A 17,558-nucleotide genomic window follows, 5' to 3' on the forward strand; every position below is an offset into this window, starting at 1 on the left:
AGGGATTTGTCGGCGGGGGCTGTTGATATGGATCAGCGCAGCCGGCATTGCACCGGCTGCGCGTGCGGATTGCGCGGTTTTACCTGCCCGGTACCAGGGTCAGGCGCTTGTTGCCGTAGGCGCGGTCGAAGTTTTGTGGTTGCAGCGGCAGGCTCATGTAGCGGTCCTTGAACCAGGCATCCAGGCCATCGGCAAAGTGCGGGCTGGCCGGGTTGCCGGACTGGCCGCTACTGCTTTGCAGTTGCAGCGGTTCAATCTGGCCGAAGTCCACCACCATGCGCAGCGACGGTGCCAGTTGTGCGTTGAAGTCCTTGCCCCAGGCGTAGGGCGCAAGGTTCAGGGTGCTGTGGTCGCCGCCCGTGGCCAGCGGGCCGCGACTGACCGCGTCACCCAGGCCATGAAAAGTCGGCGCCGGCCAGCGGTACTGGTGCAGTTTGCCCCATTGCCAGGCGCGCTGATTATTGCCCAGTTGCGCTTCGCCGGCAGTGATTGCTGCTGCCAGGCTGCGGGCGAGAATGGCCGGCTTGTCTTCTTTTTGCGCGGTGTTCTGATCGTCCCAGAACGGGCTGTCTTCGCGGCCGAGCAAGTGGTCGGCCTGGGCCGAGTACGACAGCCGGGCGTTACCGACAAAAGCCTGCCAGCTCGGGCTGGATTCAGGGCCGAGCTCGTCGAGGAAGGTCAGCTTGGCGCTTTCCTGCAGGAACAGTTGGTACAGGGCGGCATCTGCCGAGGTGGTGCTCAGTCGGCCGTCGAAGGCCATCAACCGGGTGTAGGCTTCGCGTGCCTTGGTCCGTTGCTCGGCAGGCAGGGCGTCGATTGCCTGCTTCAGCGGTTGGGCCATGCCGGGGGCTTGGAACATTTTCTTCAGCTTGTCGGCAAACAGCGTGGTCTGGTCGCTTTGCATCAGCATCAGGCTGCGGCTGTCGTGCTTGCCGTTGCCGGCCAGTTGCGCCAGGCGCTCGGCACGCTCGGGGTAGTACCAGCTGTTGGACAGCTGCATGCCATAGCCTTTGGGCACGCTGCGCTGGTTGGCATTGCCGATCCAGCCTTGGGGCGGGTCCTGGTCGTAGGGGTGGAGCATCGGGTCGGCGTAGCCGTCCCAGTCGTAGCGACCGTCCCAGCCCGGCGACGGCAGCAGGCCCTGGCCCTCGCGGCGGTTGGGGAAGCGCCCGCTGACCTGCCAGCCGATATTGCTGGCGTCGGCAAATACGAAGTTCAGCGCCGCAGCGCCAATCTCGCGGGTGTTGTCGAAGGCGCGCTCGACATTCTGCGCCCGCGACAGGTTGAAGAACGCATCCAGGCTCTGGTCGCCCTTGAGCTCGGGCATGCGCAGGGCCAGGCCCAGGCTGGCGTTCTGCGGCTGGCCGAGCAGGGTGCCGTGGCGGGTGTCGTACAGGGTTTCACGCAGCGGGCGCTGGCCCTTGATGAAGAAGGTTTCGTTGCGGGCCTGGGCTGGCAGCCATTTACCGTCGGCCTGGTACATCAGGCGGCTGCCTTCCTTGCGCAGTTTTTCCAGGAACAGGTCCTGGTTGTCGGCCATCACCGCGCTGGCGCTCCAGGCCAGCTTGCCGTTGTAGCCTGAAAGCACCAGCGGCAGGCCGGCGATGGATACGCCAGCGGCCTGGTACTTGGGCGAACGGATCTGCACCGGGCTCATCGCCCAGGCACCAAGGGTATCGCTGGCCATCAGGCTCTTGCCGCTGCGGCTGCGCTGCGGGGCAATCGCCCAGTTGCTCGAGCCGGCGCTGCCGAGCAGGTTGAGTGCGGCCAGTTGCTCGCTGACTGCGGTCAACGGTGCCAGGCCCGCGAGCTGGCTGTTCAGGTTCAGGCCTTTGAGCTTGTCGGTTTCGCTCAGCGCCAGCGGTTCGTCAGGGTAGCTTGGCAGCAGCCAGGCCAGTTTGTCGGTACCGACTTTTTGCGCCAGGCCCAGGGCTGCGAGTTCTTCCTGCAGGTTGACCGACTGGCTGAAGTTGTACAGGCAGAAGATCAGCGCCGAGTCCTCGGGCTTCCAGTATTCCGGACGGTAGCCGCTTTGCGCCAATGGTGCCGGCAGCTTGTCGCGGTAGCGGAACATATAAGCGTTGACGCCACGGGCATACACCTCGAAGAAACGCTTGAGGCGTGGCGAGGCATCGGCATACAGCTGGTTGGCGCTGGCCTTGAGGTTGGCCGCGCGCATCAGGCGGTCGACTTCCAGCACGTCGGCACCGGCCATTTCCGCCAGCCGGCCTTGAGCCAGCAGGCGCATGCCAACCATCTGCCCGATGCGGTCACCGGCGTGGATATAGCCCAGGGCGAACAGCGCGTCGTGGAAGTTGTTCGATTCGATCAGCGGCATGCCCAGGGCGTTGCGGCGCACCGACACATTTTGTGCCAGGCCTTTGAGCGGTTGCACGCCCGTGGCAGGCAGCACGCTGTCGCGCTGGCCGGCCATCTGGCAGCCACCCAGGCTGAGCAGCCCGAGCATCGCAGCGGCTACGCCGAACCGGGGGGTAAAAGGGGGAAGGGCTGGCGCGGCCATGATCAGGCTCCTGCAGGGCGTGGCGGTAAAAGGCGCTACGTTAGTGAGCGCGATCACACCATGCAAGCGGGGCGCAGCCTTTATTTTCACCAGCTGACGAGGCGTCGGGCCGGCAGGGGAGCTAGCGGTCGCGCCGGCGTACTGCGCAAGCGCCGACCACTAGCAAAAGGCCGCGATCAGGCGCCGTGGCACTTCTTGAACTTCTTGCTGCTGCCGCATGGGCACGGATCGTTGCGGCCGACGTCCTTCAGGGCGTTGCGCACCGGCTCCTGGTGGCCGTGGTTGCAGTGCGGGCCGTGTACATGGCCATGGTCATGGTCGTGATGATCATGATCGTGGTTGCAGTCAGGGCCATGGACATGGGGTTGCTGGGTCATCTTGGGTTACTCCGGAATAAGATCGCCGGGAATTATCTCACCACTGCGCGACAAGTGCAGGTCGCGGGCGAAGAATAATCCGCTGCTCATCTCACCTTCCAGGCGATAGCGCAGTGGGCCTTCGCTGCCTTTGAGCAGTTTGGCCAGGGGTTTGACCTGCTGCCAGAGGTTGGTGCGCACCGGGATCTTGAAGATGCGCCGCGCGTGCGGGCCGACACTGCGCCACAGGCTGGCCTCGCCTTCGGTCAACGGCAGGTCGTTGATCAGCACCTTGTAGCCCAGGTAACGGATGAACAGGCGGCTGTCGTTGGGGTTGTCGACCTGGACATGCAGTACGAATTCCTGCTGCAGCAGGCGCATCTTCAGCGGTTCAACCTTGAGCAGATGCACCTGTGGGTCCTGGTAGTCGCTGTCCAGCCAGCTGGCGCAGCCCGCCAGTTGCAGGAGCAGAACGCTGATCAGCAGCAGGCGGGCCATCAGCTCAGCTACCCAGGTAACTGGAGCAGCACTTCTTGAACTTCTGCCCGCTTTCGCATGGGCAGGGATCGTTGCGCGTGACCTTGAGGCCGACGGTCGGGTCAATGAAGTACCAGCGGCCGTGGTTCTGCACGAAGGCCGAGCGTTCGCGATGGCAATGCTCGCCATCGCTGTCGTGCCAGCGAGCGGTAAAGGTGACAAAGGCATGTTCGGGCTTGCCGCCGAACACCTCGGCGCCTTCGACTTCAAGGCCCAGCCAGGTGCTCTGCTGGCTCCAGTTGCGGATCGCCTCGCGGTCGAGCCCGGCTTGCTGCGCTGGCAGGGTGGTGGTCACCAGATAGTCGACCAGCCCCAGCACGTAGGCGCTGTAGCGCGAACGCATCAGGGTCTGCGCGTCGGGGGCGGGGAGCCCAGCGTGATAATGCCCGCAGCAGGTATCGAGCAGATCGCCGCTACCGCAAGGACAAACCGAGACACTCATTGCTTCACCACCAGTACTTGCCAAAATTTTCCGGGTTGGCCCAGAACTTGGCATTGAGCCAGTCCGGGACCTGTTTGTATTCACGTAGATCATAGGTGAACAGGTTCAAAACCTGCGCATCGCGTTGGAATTTTTCACTGGCTTGCAGGGCCAGGGCGAAGAAGTCGGTTTCTTGCCAATCGCAGGCGCTCAGGTCGGCCAGCACCGCCACGCGGCTGGCATTGAGGTTGCGGATGCCGCCGAGCAATTGCAGGCCATCGCGTTTGCTCAGGTGCTCGAGGCAATCGACCAGCAGCGCCAGGTCGAAGCGTTGCGCCGCAAGCTCGGCCGGCAGAGCGCCGGGGTTGGCCACGGCGATTTGCGCCTGCGGGTGCGCCTGGGCGAAAGCCTCCAGAGCCGGAAAGCGCTCACCTATCAATAGCAGGCGTTGTGGCGCATAGCGATCAAGCAGGGCGGCCAGGGCCTGTTGCGGGGTGCGCTGGGAAAAACCGTCCATCATCGGGAATCCTCGGTCAGATGGGGCAAGACTAACGGTCTGGCGCCACTTGGCATAGTGCCGCGGCGCCGCATCATGGCCTATTGCTGGCGGATATCAATGAGGCGGTCTTTACTCCCAGAGCATCGGTTTTGCACCGATTCCCCCTAGGAGATGCAACAAAATGAGCATAGTACGCACAGCATTACCTCTGGTTCTGCTAACCAGCGTGTTGACTGGTTGTGCAGGTTTGCAAAAAACCGACTGGCCGAAGTGTGCTGCCGTCGGGGGCGTAGGCGGCGCAGCCCTGGGCGCTATCGAGAGCTCCAGCTGGGCAGGCTGGGGCGCGCTGCTTGGCGCGGGCATGGCCGCCGGTTACTGCTGGGCCCACGGCGATGGCGACGAAGACGGCGATGGCGTGCCGGACAGCCGCGACAAGTGCCCGGGCACGCCACGTGGCGTGCAGGTCGATGCCAACGGATGCCCGCCGGAGCCTGTCGCCGTGGTCGAAGAAGTCGCCGTGGTCAAGGAAGAGGTCATTGTCATTCGCGATGTTCACTTCGAGTTCGATTCGGCCAAGCTGACCGCAACCGACAAGGAGCGCCTCAATACCATTGCCACGCGCCTGAAAAACGAAGCGGCGAGCGCGCGCTTGAGTGTCACTGGCCACACCGACAGCAAAGGCTCCGATGCCTATAACCAGAAACTCTCGGAGCGCCGCGCGCATTCGGTCACCGAATACCTGATCGAGAGCGGCGTGCCACGTGCCAGCTTCGTCTCGGTGCGCGGTGCCGGTGAGACCCAGCCGGTTGCCGACAACGCCACTGCCGATGGCCGGGCGCAGAACCGTCGTACGGAAATTCGCATCGAGCGCTGAAGCGCCAGCGGCCTGCGGCTTGAGAAGTACCGCAGGCCGGTCTTTACTCCTGTGTGACCGGTAGAGGCCGGTGACACAGGAGCAATTCTCATGAGTGTTCTCTTCAAGGCCACACTGCCGGTCCTTCTGGCCGCAAGCCTGCTCTCCGGTTGTGCGACCCACAGCGATGGCAGCGCCCCACTCAATCAAAGGACCTGGCCTATCTGCAGCCTGCTTGGCGGTCTGGTCGGTGGCGGTCTGGGTGCCATCGAAAGTTCCGCCTGGGCAGCCGGTGCCGGTGCTGCCGGCGCGATTGCCGGCGGCCTGATCTGTTATGCCCAGGACGGTGACGAGGATGAAGACGGCGTGTTCGACCGTCGCGACCTCTGCCCCGACACGCCGGCCAACACCCCGGTCAGCCATACCGGTTGCCCGCTGCCGCAATACCCAGCGAGCCAGAAAGCGCCGGAGCCTGCACCGACCTCGGAAGTGATTACCCTCAGCGACCAGGGCGCGGTGATGTTCGCCTTTGACTCGGCGCAGTTGACCAGCGCGGCCCAACAGCAGTTGCAGGCGCTGACCAGCAAGCTCAATGGCGCCAATGTAACCAGCGTCAAAGTCGTCGGCCATACCGACAGCCAGGGCTCGGACGCCTACAACCAGGCGCTGTCCGAACGGCGAGCCAGCAGTGTTGCCGAGTACCTGATCAGCCAGGGCCTGTCGCCCGCCAAGGTCACCAGCCAGGGCCAGGGTGAAAGCCAGCCGGTTGCCGATAACGACACTGATGCCGGGCGGGCGCAGAACCGCAGGGTGGAACTGCACCTTAATTGATCGGGCCACTGACACAAGGACTGGCACAAGGAGCGTGTCAGCCGTTACTGTTGCAGGCGATGCCAGCACCCCTGGCATCGCCACCGAAAAATAACAACGGGGGGCGCCTATGCAAGGGTTACTGGGGCTGGCCAAGGCCCTGACCGTGGTGTTCTGGTGGGTGGTACTGGTCAATTTGCTGATACCGCTGGAGCACCCCTTCCACCTGCTGATCAATGCCGCCGGTGCCGCCCTGCTTGGCCTGCACTTGCTGGAAGTATTGATGTTCAATGGTTGCCTGCGTGAGCGCAGCCATCGTTGGTTCGATCGCTTGCAGATCCTGCTGGTCGGTATTTTTCATGTTCTTTCAATTCCGGCACCCCGCAAGGAAGCTGCTAATGCGTAAATTGATCATTCTGGCTGCATTGTTCAGCCCTCTGGCCCTGGCCGACGCCATCAGCGTGGCGGCCCATTCGGTGCTGCGCCTGCCAAACAAGGCCAGCGTCGTGCATTTGCAGCGCCTGGAGGTTGCTGATTCCGCCACCCTGGTGCTGCCCGCCAGCCTGGTCGATCTCAGGATCGATGAGTTGCACCTGGGCCAGGAGGCGCGAATTGCCATCGTGCCGGCCGAAACCACCCTGCAGCTTGAAGTGCAACGGGCCAGCTTCGGCGAGGGCAGCCAGATCGTTGCCCATGGTGCCCCGGGCACTTACGAAAAAGCGGCAAAGGCCGGGCGCAACCTGGAATTGCAACTGCATGAGCTCAAAGCCTCGACCCTGGCCATTGATGCCCGTGGCGGCGCCGGTGCGCCGGGTTATGTCGGCCTTGATGGCGCCAATGGCAAGCCGGGGGGCTGCACCTGGGGCCAGGCCAGCCGCGGCGCCAATGGCGACAACGGTGGCAATGGCCATGACGGCGCGCCGGGTGGCCGGGTGCGGCTGGCGTTGCCGGCAGGTTTTCCTGCTGAGCGCATCGTGGTCCAGCTTGATGGCGGTACGCCAGGCGTGGCGGGTGCAGCCGGCAAGCCGGGGGCCGGTGGCGCAAGCAAGGGCTGCCTGGTGTACAGCACTGCGGGTGGTGCGGCAGGCAAACCTGGGGCTGCGGGTCAGCCGGGAGCGGCGGGTGCAGTTGGAGAGTTGATCTTGCAGCGCCTGTAAACGCACGCGCCGGCCCCTGTTGGAGCCGGCTTTGCCGGCGACGGGCTGCAAAGCAGCCCCTTGACCTGGTTCACCACAGCACCCCACCCGACAACACCACCGCAATCCCCAGCACCAGGTTAAGCCCGACCATCCGCCGAATCCTCGCCATCACCGCCGCACCCGCCGGCCAGTCCTCAGCCTGCACCGCCTGGCGCAGTTCCGGGTACAGCAACGACTGGACACGAAAGAACACGGCAAACATCGCAATTGCACCGCCGATCATCACCTGGATATGCCGTGGCGTGGTCTCGAAGCTGGCAAAACGGGTGTTGACCATTAACATGCCGCTGATCGCCAGCACCGCGATTGCGATCCATACCCAGCCAAAAAAACGCTGAAACACTTCTACCCACAGGCGTAGGCGAGCGGGGCCTTCCAGGGCTGCAACCGCCGCCGGGCGCAGGATCAGCCAGGCAAAGAACATCCCCCCGACCCACACCAGGGCGGCCAGAACATGCAGGCTGTAAGACAGGGCAAAGACGGGCATGGGGATCTCCATTCGGCGCAAAGGGCAATAGCGGGGTATGATAGCGACCCAATCGAAACACTGAAAATTTATCCAGCCCTTCGGGCGCCCGACACCATGATCAGCAACGAACTCAAAACCACGATTCAGGGCGCCTATTCGCGTTTTCTCGAAGCCAAGAGCCTCAAGCCGCGCTACGGCCAGCGTCTGATGATTGCCGAAGTGGCCAAGGTGCTCGGCGATATCGACTGTGACGACGAAGGCCGGCGCGTCGGTGAACCAGCGGTGGTCGCGGTCGAGGCCGGCACCGGTACTGGCAAGACAGTGGCCTACAGCCTGGCCTCGATTCCGGCGGCCAAGGCGGCCGGCAAGCGCCTGGTGATCGCCACCGCCACGGTTGCCCTGCAGGAGCAGATCGTCTTCAAGGACCTGCCCGACCTGATGCGCAACAGCGGCCTCAATTTCAGCTTCGCCCTGGCCAAGGGCCGTGGCCGCTACTTGTGCCTGTCGAAACTCGACGTGCTGCTGCAGGAAGGCCAGGCGCAATCGGCCACTGCCCAGCTGTTCGAGGAAGAAGGCTTCCGGATCGAGGTCGACGAGGCCAGCCAGAAGCTCTTTACCAGCATGATCGAAAAGCTCGCCGGCAACCGCTGGGATGGCGATCGTGACAGCTGGCCCCAGGCTCTGGAAGACCAGGACTGGGCGCGCCTGACCACCGACCACAGCCAGTGCACCGGGCGCCATTGCCCGAACTTCGGCCAGTGCACCTTCTACAAGGCCCGCGAAGGCATGGGCAAGGTCGATGTAATCGTCACCAACCACGACATGGTTCTCGCCGACCTGGCCCTGGGCGGCGGCGCCGTGCTGCCGGACCCGCGCGACACCATCTATGTATTCGACGAAGGCCACCACCTGCCCGACAAGGCCATCGGCCATTTCGCCCATTACACCCGTTTGCGCTCGACTGCCGACTGGCTCGAGCAAACCGCCAAGAACCTGACCAAGCTGCTGGCCCAGCATCCGCTGCCGGGCGACCTGGGCAAATTTATCGAGCAGGTGCCGGAGCTGGCCCGTGAGATCAAGGCCCAGCAGCAGTTCATGTTCAGCGCCTGCGAGCAGGTTGCCGATTTCCGCCCGGGCGAAGACATGGAAGGCCGTGAGCGGCCTCGTCATCGTTTCGAAGGCGGCGTGGTGCCTGAGCACATGCGCGAGATGGGCATCGAGCTGAAAAAGGGCTTTTCGCGCCTCAGCGACCTGTTCACCCGCCTGACCGAGCTGCTCAAGGAAGGCATGGATGGCGAGGTCAATATCGGCATCGCCAGCCATCAGGCCGAGGAGTGGTACCCGCTGTTCGGCAGCCTGCTGATGCGCGCCCAGGGCAACTGGGAGTTGTGGACCGCCTTCACCGCCGAAGACCCGGAAGACAGCCCGCCCATGGCCCGCTGGCTGACCCTGGCCGAAAGCGGCGCGTTGTTCGATATCGAGGTCAATGCCAGCCCGATCCTTGCCGCCGAAATGCTTCGGCGCAACCTGTGGAACGTCGCCCACGGCGCCCTGGTGACCTCGGCGACTCTGACGGCACTGGGCAAGTTCGATCGTTTTCGCATGCGTGCCGGGCTGCCCAAGACCGCCGTTACCAGTGTTGTGCCGAGCCCCTTCCACCACGTTGACGCCGGCGTGCTGCGGGTGCCAGACCTGCGTGCCGACCCGCGCGATGCCGCCGCCCACACCGCGGCGATCATCCGCGACCTGCCGGAGCTGGTGGAAGGCTCGCGCGGTTCGCTGGTGCTGTTTTCCTCGCGCAAGCAGATGCAGGACGTGTTCGATGGCCTGGACCGCGACTGGCGCAAGCAGGTGTTCATCCAGGGCAACCTGTCCAAGCAGGAAACCCTCAACAAGCACAAGGCGCGGGTCGATGGCGGTGATTCCAGCGTGCTGTTCGGCCTCGCCAGCTTCGCCGAAGGCGTCGACCTGCCGGGCGCATATTGCGAGCACGTGGTGATCGCCAAGATTCCTTTCGCCGTGCCGGATGACCCGGTCGAAGCCGCCCTGGCCGAATGGATCGAGGCCCGTGGTGGCAACCCGTTCATGGAAATTGCCGTGCCGGACGCCTCGTTGCGGCTGATCCAGGCCTGCGGGCGGCTGCTGCGCACCGAAGAGGACCGCGGCACCATCACCCTGCTTGACCGGCGGGTGGTCACCCAGCGCTACGGCAAGGCTATTCTCAATGCGTTGCCACCGTTTCGCCGGGAAATTTCCTGAAAACCCGGAGCGCAATGCTCCGGGCGTTGTCTATCACTCAGTTCAAGGCCCCATGGGCCCTCAAGGAGAGCTCCAGCCCTATGATTCGCCGTACCTTGCCTGCCGTATTCGCACTGTTGTTCAGCACGCCGTTGCTGGCTGGGCAACAGACGCTGTTCAGCTTCGTTCGCCCGGCCGCCGTGGTCAATGTGCTGACCGAAGATGCCAGCCTGCCGCAGTACAATGCAGAGCAGACGGCCGAGGGCGAGGTGCTGCGCCGCGTGGTGTTCAACCCGGTGGCGCAGCCCAAGCTGCGCCTGACTCCGCAGGCCGGGGCCTGGGACTGGTCCAGCGCCACGGCCCTGACCTTGCGTCTGCAAAGCGCCATGGACTGGGCGCTGACCGTCGATGTCACGGTGCTAAGCAGCGACGGCAAGACCCTCACCAGCCGCATCGACCTGCCGGCGGGCCCGGCGCAAACCGTCTATGTACCGCTCAAGGCCAGTTCGCCGCTGAGCCAGGGCATGCGCGCCGGGCCGCCGATGCCTTGGGTGCACGAGGGCCAGCGGGTACTGCTGACCAGCAGCGCTGGCGAGGTCGATCTCAAGCAGGTGGTGTCGGTGACCTTGTCGATGAACAAGCCCAACGTCGCCCAGAGCATCCTCATCGAGCGCGTCGGCACCCAGGATGACGAGCAACTGCAAAAGGCCGTGTACACCGGCCTGATCGACGGCTATGGCCAGTCGACCCGCGGTCGCTGGCCGGAAAAGATCGTCAGCGATGACCAGCTCAAGGCCGCCGCCGGCCGCGAACAGCTGCAGCTCAAAGGCTGGCTGAGCGAACGCAGCAAGCTCAAGCTCGACAAGTTCGGTGGCATCAGCGAAGGCCCGGCGTTCGAGGCCAAGGGCTTCTTTCGCACCGAGAAACGCGAAGGTCGCTGGTACCTGGTGACCCCCGAAGGCCATCCGTTCTATTCCCTGGGCGTCAACACCGTGGCAGCCGACGGTGGCCGCACCTATGTGGCAGGGCGCGAGAGCATGTTCAGCGCACTGCCGCAAGCAGGTGAGGCGCTGGCGCAGTTCTACGGTGAAGGCAACAACAACGACGGCAATGGCTCGGCCCGTGGTCGCAACTTCAACCAGGGGCGCTGGTTCGACTTCTATGCCGCCAACATCGAGCGCAGCCACTCCACCCCATGCACGCCGGTGGCGGCCAGTGACAAAGGCGCGGCGGTGGACTGTCCACCCGCCAGCTTCGACAAGCAGCGCTGGCAGGGCCACACCCTCGACCGCCTGCAAGCCTGGGGCTTCAATACCCTGGGCAACTGGAGCGAGCCGACGCTTGGCCAGGCCAATCGCATGCCGTACACCTTGCCGCTGTCGATCGTTGGTGACTACACCAGCATCAGCACCGGCATGGACTGGTGGGGCGGCATGCCTGACCCGTTCGACCCGCGCTTTGCCATGGCCACCGAGCGTGCGGTGGCGATTGCCGCCCGCGATCACCGCGACGACCCCTGGCTGATCGGCTACTTTGCCGACAACGAGCTGGCCTGGGCCGCCCCCGGTGACGATCCCAAGGCCCGCTACGCCCTGGCCTACGGCACCTTGCGCCTGACCACCGATGTACCGGCCAAGCGTGCCTTCCTCAAGCAGTTGCGCGACAAGTACCGCAACCAGGCCGGCCTGTCCAAGGCCTGGGGCATCGATCTGCCCGCTTGGGAGCTGATGGAAGACCCAGGGTTCGAACCGCCGCTGCCAAGCCCTGAGCACCCGGAAATCGAGGCCGACTTCAAATACTTCCAGAAGGTCTTCGCCGAAACCTATTTCAAGACCATTTCCGACTCGCTGAAGTGGCATGCGCCCAATCATCTGTTGCTTGGCGGCCGTTATGCCGTGAGCACCCCGGAAGCAGTCGGCGCCTGTGCCGAGTACTGCGACGTCATCAGCTTCAATTTCTACACGCCCAAACCGCAGGACGGCTACGACTTCAACCAGCTCAAGGCGCTGGACAAGCCGGTGCTGGTCTCCGAGTTCCAGTTCGGTTCCCGCGACCGTGGCCCGTTCTGGCCGGGGCCGATGGAGGTGGCCAAGGAAGAGGGCAGGGCGCCGGCCTATGCCAGCTTCATCAAGGCCGCGCTGGATGAACCGTCAATCGTCGGTGTGCACTGGTTCCAGTACCTCGACCAACCTGCCAGCGGGCGCCTGCTCGATGGCGAGAACGGCCATTTCGGCCTGGTCGGCATTACCGATGTACCGTTCCAGGGCTTTGTCGACGGCGTGCGCAGGAGCAATCTGCAAACCCAGGAACAGTTCGGTAAAACCCTGGTGACCCCGGAAAAAGCGCCGAAGACTCCCTGACACCTGCTGCCGGGCATGCACCGCCCGGCTTCTGTCTGTTCCCAAATCGTGCGCAGGCTGAAACAATGCACAGCCATTTGATAAGCCGGTTTCGCGGGAGTTGCTGGGTGCAGATTCAGGGTCATTACGAGCTTAAGTTTGAAGCGGTACGTGAAGCCTTTGCGGCGCTGTTCGACGATCCTCAGGAGCGTGGCGCGGCGCTGTGCATCCAGGTTGGCGGCGAAACCGTCATCGACCTCTGGGCCGGCAGCGCCGATAAAGACGGCGCCGAGGCCTGGCACAGCGATACCATTGCCAACCTGTTCTCCTGCACCAAGATGTTCACCGCCGTAACCGCCCTGCAGCTGGTCGGCGAAGGCAAGCTGGCCCTGGATGCGCCGGTGGCGCGGTACTGGCCGGAGTTCGCCCAGGCCGACAAGCAATCGATCACCTTGCGGCAACTGCTCAGCCATCGCGCCGGTGTGCCGGCCCTGCGTGAGCTGATGCCGGCCGAAGCCCTCTACGACTGGCACGCCATGGTCCAGGCACTGGCTGGCGAATCACCGTGGTGGACCCCGGGTACGGCCCACGGCTATGCGGCCATTACCTTTGGCTGGTTGATCGGCGAACTGATTCGCCGTGCCGATGGCCGCGAGCCAGGCGAATCGATCGTTGCCCGCACGGCCAGGCCGCTGGGCCTGGACTTTCATATCGGCCTTGGCGAAGAAGACTTCCCCCGCGTTGCGCATATCGCCCGCAGCAAAGGCAACATGGGCGACGAGGCGGCCCAGCGCCTGCTCCAGGTCACCCTGCGCGAGCCGCAAGCCCTGTCGACCCGGGCCTTTACCAACCCGCCGGGGATGCTTACCAGCGTCAACAAACCCGAGTGGCGGCGCATGCAGCAACCGGCGGCCAACGGCCACGGCAACGCCCGCAGCCTCGCCGGTTTCTACGCAGGCCTGCTCAATGGCAGTTTGCTGGAGTCGGAGCTGCTCGATGAGCTGACCCGCGAGCACAGCCTTGGCCAGGATCGGACCTTGTTGACCTCGACCCGTTTCGGTCTTGGCTGCATGCTTGACCAGCCGAGCGTCGCCAACGCGACCTTTGGTCTGGGCGCGCGCGCCTTCGGTCACCCGGGGGCGGGCGGTTCGGTGGGCTTTGCCGATCCGGAACACGATGTTTCCTTTGGTTTTGTTACCAATACCCTGGGCCCTTACGTGCTTATGGACCCTCGGGCGCAGAAGCTGGTGCGGGTATTGGCCAGCTGCCTTTGATCGGTTAACCCCCATGGGGCCTGAACCCTTTGGCTATTCTGAATTCCAAAGCCCTGCATTGCTGGGCCAAATTTCTTTCATTTTCATGGTGTATCGCTGATGTCTTCGCATAAATCCTTAGCTCTCGCCCTGTGCCTGGCCGTGACCGGCTGCGCGCAGCATCCTCAGAAAGATGGCGCCGCAGATGCCGGCTTCAACTGGTGGCCGTTTGGCTCGGACCAGGTCGTCGACAAGGAAGTTAAGGAAGTGGTCACCGAAAAAGTCGCCAAGGCCGACGCCAAGTCGGAAAGCGCCAGCCGCTGGTGGTGGCCGTTTGGTGACGACGCCAAGGGCAAGACCGCTGCCGTACCGAAAATCGACCACAAGGCCACCCAGGCCTGGCTCGACAGCTACGAGCCAAAGCTGCGCGAAGCGATCAAGGACAGCAAGTTCGAAGTCGAGCGCCGTGAAGACGTATTGGTCGTGACCGTGCCGGTCGACAGCTCCTACAACCCGGATCGCCCAGCGATGCTGCTGCCGGTCACCCTCGGCCCGATCACTCGCGTAGCCAAAGCCGTCGAGGCCGACAAGCAGACTGCCGTGCTGGTCCTGGGGCATGCCGACACCAGCGGTGTTGCCGCCACCAACACCAAACTCAGCCAGGAGCGCGCCGGTTCCGTGGCGGCGATCTTCCGCCTCAGCGGCCTGGAGCGTGATCGCCTGATGCTGCGCGGCATGGGCTCGCAAATGCCGCGTGCAGCCAACGACAGCGTTGAAGGCCGCGCCTTGAACCGTCGCGTTGAACTGGTACTGACCCCGCAGAACACCATGGTTGCCCTGCTGGCCAAGTACAAGCAGCCAACCCCGAGCCCGGCCGAACTGGTTGCCGTACAGGATGCCAAGGCTCCGGCCAAGGCTGCAGCGAAACCGGCTGCCAAGCCTGCAGCCAAGGCGCCAGCGAAAAAGGCCACTGTGGCCAAGAAAGCCGCGCCGGCCAAGGCCGCTGCCAAGAAGCCTGCCGCCAAGCCTGCGGCGAAGAAGGCGGCGGCACCGGTGGCGAAAAAAGTCGCCGCCAACACCAGCCCTGCGAAGACTAACTGATCGTCAAGGAACGCAGTAATGACCCAGTCCCTGGCCGATATGCGCCGCGATTACACCCGCGATGGCCTGACCGAAGCCCAGGCTCCGGCGCAGCCGTTCGCGTTGTTTCGTCAATGGTTCGATGATGCCCTGAACACCGAGCAGCCACCGGTGGAAGCCAACGCCATGACCCTGGCGACGGTGGATAGCGAAGGCCGCCCGCATTGCCGGATCGTCCTGCTCAAGGGCCTGGACGAGGAGGGTTTTACCTTCTTCACCAACTACGACAGCGCCAAGGGCCAGCAGCTGCTGGCCAACCCGTTCGCGGCCATGACCTTCTTCTGGCCGGCGCTGGAGCGTCAGGTGCGTATTGAGGGCCGGGTGGTCAAGGTCAGCCCGCAAGAATCGGACGAGTATTACCAGGTGCGCCCGCTGGGCAGCCGCCTGGGCGCCTGGGCCTCACCGCAGAGCCGGGTGATCGCCAACCGCGCCGAGCTCGAGGGCCTGGTCAAGGCCACCGAACAGCGCTTTAGCGACAACCAGCCACACTGCCCGGAGCACTGGGGTGGCTACCGCCTGCTACCCGAGCGCATAGAGTTCTGGCAGGGCCGCGCCAGCCGCCTGCACGACCGCCTCAACTATCGCTTGCAGCAAGGTAACTGGCTGCGTGAGCGCCTCGCGCCTTAATCGGCCTGGTAACCGGCGGCCTCGCGCTCCAGCCAGGCCGCCAGTTCACTGCGTTTGACCTTTTGCGCCTTGGCGCTGTCAAGACGTTGTAGCATGAAGGCTTTCTTGCCTTCGTCCTGGCCTGCCAGCGACAAGGCCAGGTCACGGTCCATCCAGCGCTTGATGCGAACGTAGATCCACCAGTGGAAGTACAGGCCTGCCACGGTGGTTATGACGACGATGAAGTAATCCATGTCTATCCTTGCGCTAGAAGTTTCTACAGGCTGCCCCGATAGCAACAGGCTGTACGGAAGCTGAATGGAAGCAATTTTACCCCGCATGTGTCGTGACAGTCGTCAATGCGCGGAGTCTAATGAGCATCTGTCTTACGGAGATCATCCAATGCGTAAATCTGTTCTGCTGGTGGCAAGCTTCACCACAATGTCGCTGCTGCTTGGTGGTTGTGCCTCGAGCCTGACCGGCGATTCGTACTCCCGTGATGAAGCGCGCCGTGTGCAGACCGTGCGCATGGGCACCATCGAGTCTCTGCGGCCGGTAAAAATCGAAGGGACCAAGACCCCGATCGGCGGCGGCGCCGGTGCCATCGTCGGTGGCGTCGCCGGCAGTGCGGTAGGTGGTGGCCGCGGCAGTATCGTTGCCGCCGTGATCGGCGCCGTGGCCGGTGGCCTGGCAGGCTCCGCCGCCGAAGAAGGCCTGACCCGCACCCAAGGCGTGGAAATCACCGTGCGTGAAGATGACGGCAGCATGCGTGCCTACGTGCAGGCCGTGCAGCAGAACGAGATCTTCCGCGTCGGCGAGCGTGTGCGGATCATGACCGTCGACGGCACCAGTCGCGTCACTCACTGAGTTTTGCACCACCCATTAAAAAACCCGACTCGGCAAAGCCGGTCGGGGTTTTTTATTGCCTTGAGACTCAGGCCGTGACGGGCTTGCGACTCGACAGCGCGGTGATGCCGTAGCCGATCAGCGCGGCCAGAATGGAGCCGGTGAGAATGCCCATGCGGTCCATGCCGGCGTATTCGCTGCTACCCGGCACGAAGGCCAGGGAGCCGACAAACAGGCTCATGGTGAAGCCGATGCCGCAGAGAATCGCCACACCCAGCACCTGGCCCCAGTTGGCACCCGCCGGCAAGGCGGCCATGCCTGCCTTGATCATCACCCAGGCGAAGCCGAACACGCCGAGGGTCTTGCCCACCAGCAAACCTACGGCAATGCCCATCGGCACGTGATGGGTGAAGCTTTCGAGGCTGACCCCGGCCAGTGACACACCGGCGTTGGCGAAGGCGAACAGCGGCAGGATGCCATAGGCAACCCAGGGGTGCAGGGCATGCTCCAGGCTCAGCAGCGGCGAAGGCTCGGCGTTCTTGGTGCGCAGCGGAATGCACAGCGCCAGGGTGACACCGGCCAGGGTGGCGTGCACACCGCTCTTGAGCACGCAGACCCAGAGGATCAGGCCGACCACCATGTACGGGCCAAGCTTGACCACGCCCATGCGGTTCATCGCGATCAGTACCAGCAGGCAAGCTGCCGCCAGGCCCAGCGACAGGCTCGACAGGGTACCCGAGTAGAACAGGGCGATAACGATGATCGCCCCCAGGTCGTCGATGATCGCCAGGGTCATCAGGAACAGCTTGAGTGAAACCGGTACGCGCTTGCCGAGCAAGGCCAGCACGCCGAGGGCGAAGGCGATGTCGGTGGCCATGGGGATTGCCCAGCCAGCCACGGCAGCCGGGTTGTCCTTGTTGAGGAACCAGTAGATCAGCGCCGGTACCACCATGCCGCCGATAGCGGCTGCGCCGGGCAAGACGATCTGCGAAGGCTTGGACAGATGCCCGTCGACCACCTCGCGCTTGACCTCCAGGCCAATCAGCAGAAAGAACAGGGCCATCAGCCCGTCGTTGATCCATAACAACAGGGGCTTGGCGATTTTCAGCGCGCCAATCTGGGCGACTACGGGAACATCCAGCAAGCCGTTGTACAGGTACGACAAGGGCGAGTTGTTGATGATCAAGGCCAGGGCAGCTGCAGCAATCAGTAATAGACCGCTGGCAGCTTCCAACTGAAAGAAACGAGTGAAAGTGCTACGCAGGGGCAAGGGCGCTCTCCATCCTGAAGGTTCTGATAGGGGCACACCCTACCCTGTGGTGATATTCTTTAAAACAAAAACTATATTCTTTTTTGTTATAAGCTGTAACCAACTCACGCCATGCAGCCTAGCAGTTGCAGTCGATAATTCACCGTGGCTGTATCTGTAGCAATTATCAGAATTTTCCTAACATGTTCTGCTGAACTTCGA

General features: G+C 63.6%; 18 protein-coding genes. 10 read left to right on the forward strand and 8 right to left on the reverse strand.

The window, feature by feature from the left end:
- Positions 1-79 precede the first annotated feature (79 nt).
- The 5 genes from BLR26_RS09430 to BLR26_RS09450 all read right to left on the reverse strand — a co-directional run bounded on the left by BLR26_RS09430 (position 80) and on the right by BLR26_RS09450 (position 4,355).
- Positions 80-2,521, reverse strand: a complete 2,442-nt coding sequence (locus BLR26_RS09430; RefSeq protein WP_093380162.1) for a penicillin acylase family protein — start codon at positions 2,519-2,521, stop codon at positions 80-82.
- Positions 2,522-2,697: 176 nt separating this feature from the next.
- Positions 2,698-2,898: an SEC-C metal-binding domain-containing protein gene (locus tag BLR26_RS09435; protein WP_010221064.1), complete on the reverse strand. Its 201-nt coding sequence runs from the start codon at positions 2,896-2,898 to the stop codon at positions 2,698-2,700.
- 6 nt (positions 2,899-2,904) lie between these two features.
- Positions 2,905-3,375 carry an LEA/WHy family protein gene (locus tag BLR26_RS09440; RefSeq protein ID WP_093380165.1) on the reverse strand — a complete coding sequence of 157 codons (471 nt, stop codon included), beginning with the start codon at positions 3,373-3,375 and terminating at the stop codon, positions 2,905-2,907.
- Between the two features lie 4 nt (positions 3,376-3,379).
- Entirely contained in the window at positions 3,380-3,856 is a 477-nt protein-coding gene (locus BLR26_RS09445; RefSeq protein ID WP_093380168.1) for a YchJ family protein, read from the reverse strand.
- A 4-nt stretch (positions 3,857-3,860) separates the two neighbouring features.
- Positions 3,861-4,355: a DUF6231 family protein gene (locus BLR26_RS09450; protein ID WP_093380171.1), complete on the reverse strand. Its 495-nt coding sequence runs from the start codon at positions 4,353-4,355 to the stop codon at positions 3,861-3,863.
- 160 nt (positions 4,356-4,515) lie between these two features.
- Between BLR26_RS09450 and BLR26_RS09455 the strand changes: the two genes are divergently transcribed.
- The 4 genes from BLR26_RS09455 to BLR26_RS09470 all read left to right on the forward strand — a co-directional run bounded on the left by BLR26_RS09455 (position 4,516) and on the right by BLR26_RS09470 (position 7,154).
- The gene (locus tag BLR26_RS09455; RefSeq protein WP_045197785.1) at positions 4,516-5,208 is read left to right on the forward strand and encodes a PA1041 family peptidoglycan-binding anchor lipoprotein; all 693 of its coding nucleotides are present in this window, start codon (positions 4,516-4,518) and stop codon (positions 5,206-5,208) included.
- 90 nt (positions 5,209-5,298) lie between these two features.
- Entirely contained in the window at positions 5,299-6,018 is a 720-nt protein-coding gene (locus BLR26_RS09460; RefSeq protein WP_093380174.1) for a PA1041 family peptidoglycan-binding anchor lipoprotein, read from the forward strand.
- 109 nt (positions 6,019-6,127) lie between these two features.
- On the forward strand, positions 6,128-6,403 hold the full coding sequence (locus tag BLR26_RS09465) for a DUF1145 domain-containing protein (RefSeq protein ID WP_045197789.1): 276 nt from the start codon (positions 6,128-6,130) through the stop codon (positions 6,401-6,403).
- The gene (locus BLR26_RS09470) at positions 6,396-7,154 is read left to right on the forward strand and encodes a hypothetical protein (protein WP_093380177.1); all 759 of its coding nucleotides are present in this window, start codon (positions 6,396-6,398) and stop codon (positions 7,152-7,154) included. Before BLR26_RS09465 ends, BLR26_RS09470 begins: the two co-directional genes overlap by 8 nt.
- Before the next feature lie 70 nt (positions 7,155-7,224).
- Here BLR26_RS09470 and BLR26_RS09475 read toward each other — a convergent pair whose 3' ends face one another.
- Positions 7,225-7,683 carry a CopD family protein gene (locus BLR26_RS09475; protein ID WP_093380180.1) on the reverse strand — a complete coding sequence of 153 codons (459 nt, stop codon included), beginning with the start codon at positions 7,681-7,683 and terminating at the stop codon, positions 7,225-7,227.
- A gap of 96 nt (positions 7,684-7,779) precedes the next feature.
- Between BLR26_RS09475 and dinG the strand changes: the two genes are divergently transcribed.
- The 5 genes from dinG (at position 7,780) to pdxH (ending at position 15,262) form a co-directional block, all read left to right on the forward strand.
- On the forward strand, positions 7,780-9,924 hold the full coding sequence (dinG, locus tag BLR26_RS09480) for an ATP-dependent DNA helicase DinG (protein WP_045197794.1): 2,145 nt from the start codon (positions 7,780-7,782) through the stop codon (positions 9,922-9,924).
- An 80-nt stretch (positions 9,925-10,004) separates the two neighbouring features.
- Entirely contained in the window at positions 10,005-12,263 is a 2,259-nt protein-coding gene (locus BLR26_RS09485; protein ID WP_093380183.1) for a beta-galactosidase, read from the forward strand.
- Between the two features lie 107 nt (positions 12,264-12,370).
- Positions 12,371-13,516: a serine hydrolase domain-containing protein gene (locus BLR26_RS09490; RefSeq protein WP_093380186.1), complete on the forward strand. Its 1,146-nt coding sequence runs from the start codon at positions 12,371-12,373 to the stop codon at positions 13,514-13,516.
- A 99-nt stretch (positions 13,517-13,615) separates the two neighbouring features.
- Positions 13,616-14,596 carry an OmpA family protein gene (locus tag BLR26_RS09495; RefSeq protein ID WP_093380189.1) on the forward strand — a complete coding sequence of 327 codons (981 nt, stop codon included), beginning with the start codon at positions 13,616-13,618 and terminating at the stop codon, positions 14,594-14,596.
- An 18-nt stretch (positions 14,597-14,614) separates the two neighbouring features.
- On the forward strand, positions 14,615-15,262 hold the full coding sequence (gene pdxH, locus BLR26_RS09500; RefSeq protein WP_045197804.1) for a pyridoxamine 5'-phosphate oxidase: 648 nt from the start codon (positions 14,615-14,617) through the stop codon (positions 15,260-15,262).
- Here pdxH and BLR26_RS09505 read toward each other — a convergent pair.
- The gene (locus BLR26_RS09505; RefSeq protein WP_038999159.1) at positions 15,259-15,495 is read right to left on the reverse strand and encodes a hypothetical protein; all 237 of its coding nucleotides are present in this window, start codon (positions 15,493-15,495) and stop codon (positions 15,259-15,261) included. The genes pdxH and BLR26_RS09505 overlap by 4 nt on opposite strands.
- A gap of 148 nt (positions 15,496-15,643) precedes the next feature.
- Here BLR26_RS09505 and BLR26_RS09510 point away from each other — a divergent pair, with 148 nt between their 5' ends.
- The gene (locus tag BLR26_RS09510) at positions 15,644-16,108 is read left to right on the forward strand and encodes an outer membrane lipoprotein (protein WP_010221079.1); all 465 of its coding nucleotides are present in this window, start codon (positions 15,644-15,646) and stop codon (positions 16,106-16,108) included.
- 67 nt (positions 16,109-16,175) lie between these two features.
- Here the strand turns inward: BLR26_RS09510 and nhaA are convergent, their stop codons facing one another.
- On the reverse strand, positions 16,176-17,357 hold the full coding sequence (gene nhaA / locus BLR26_RS09515; RefSeq protein ID WP_093380192.1) for a Na+/H+ antiporter NhaA: 1,182 nt from the start codon (positions 17,355-17,357) through the stop codon (positions 16,176-16,178).
- Positions 17,358-17,558 lie beyond the last annotated feature (201 nt).

The organism is Pseudomonas sp. UC 17F4 (assembly GCF_900101695.1).
Taxonomy (GTDB): Bacteria; Pseudomonadota; Gammaproteobacteria; order Pseudomonadales; family Pseudomonadaceae; genus Aquipseudomonas.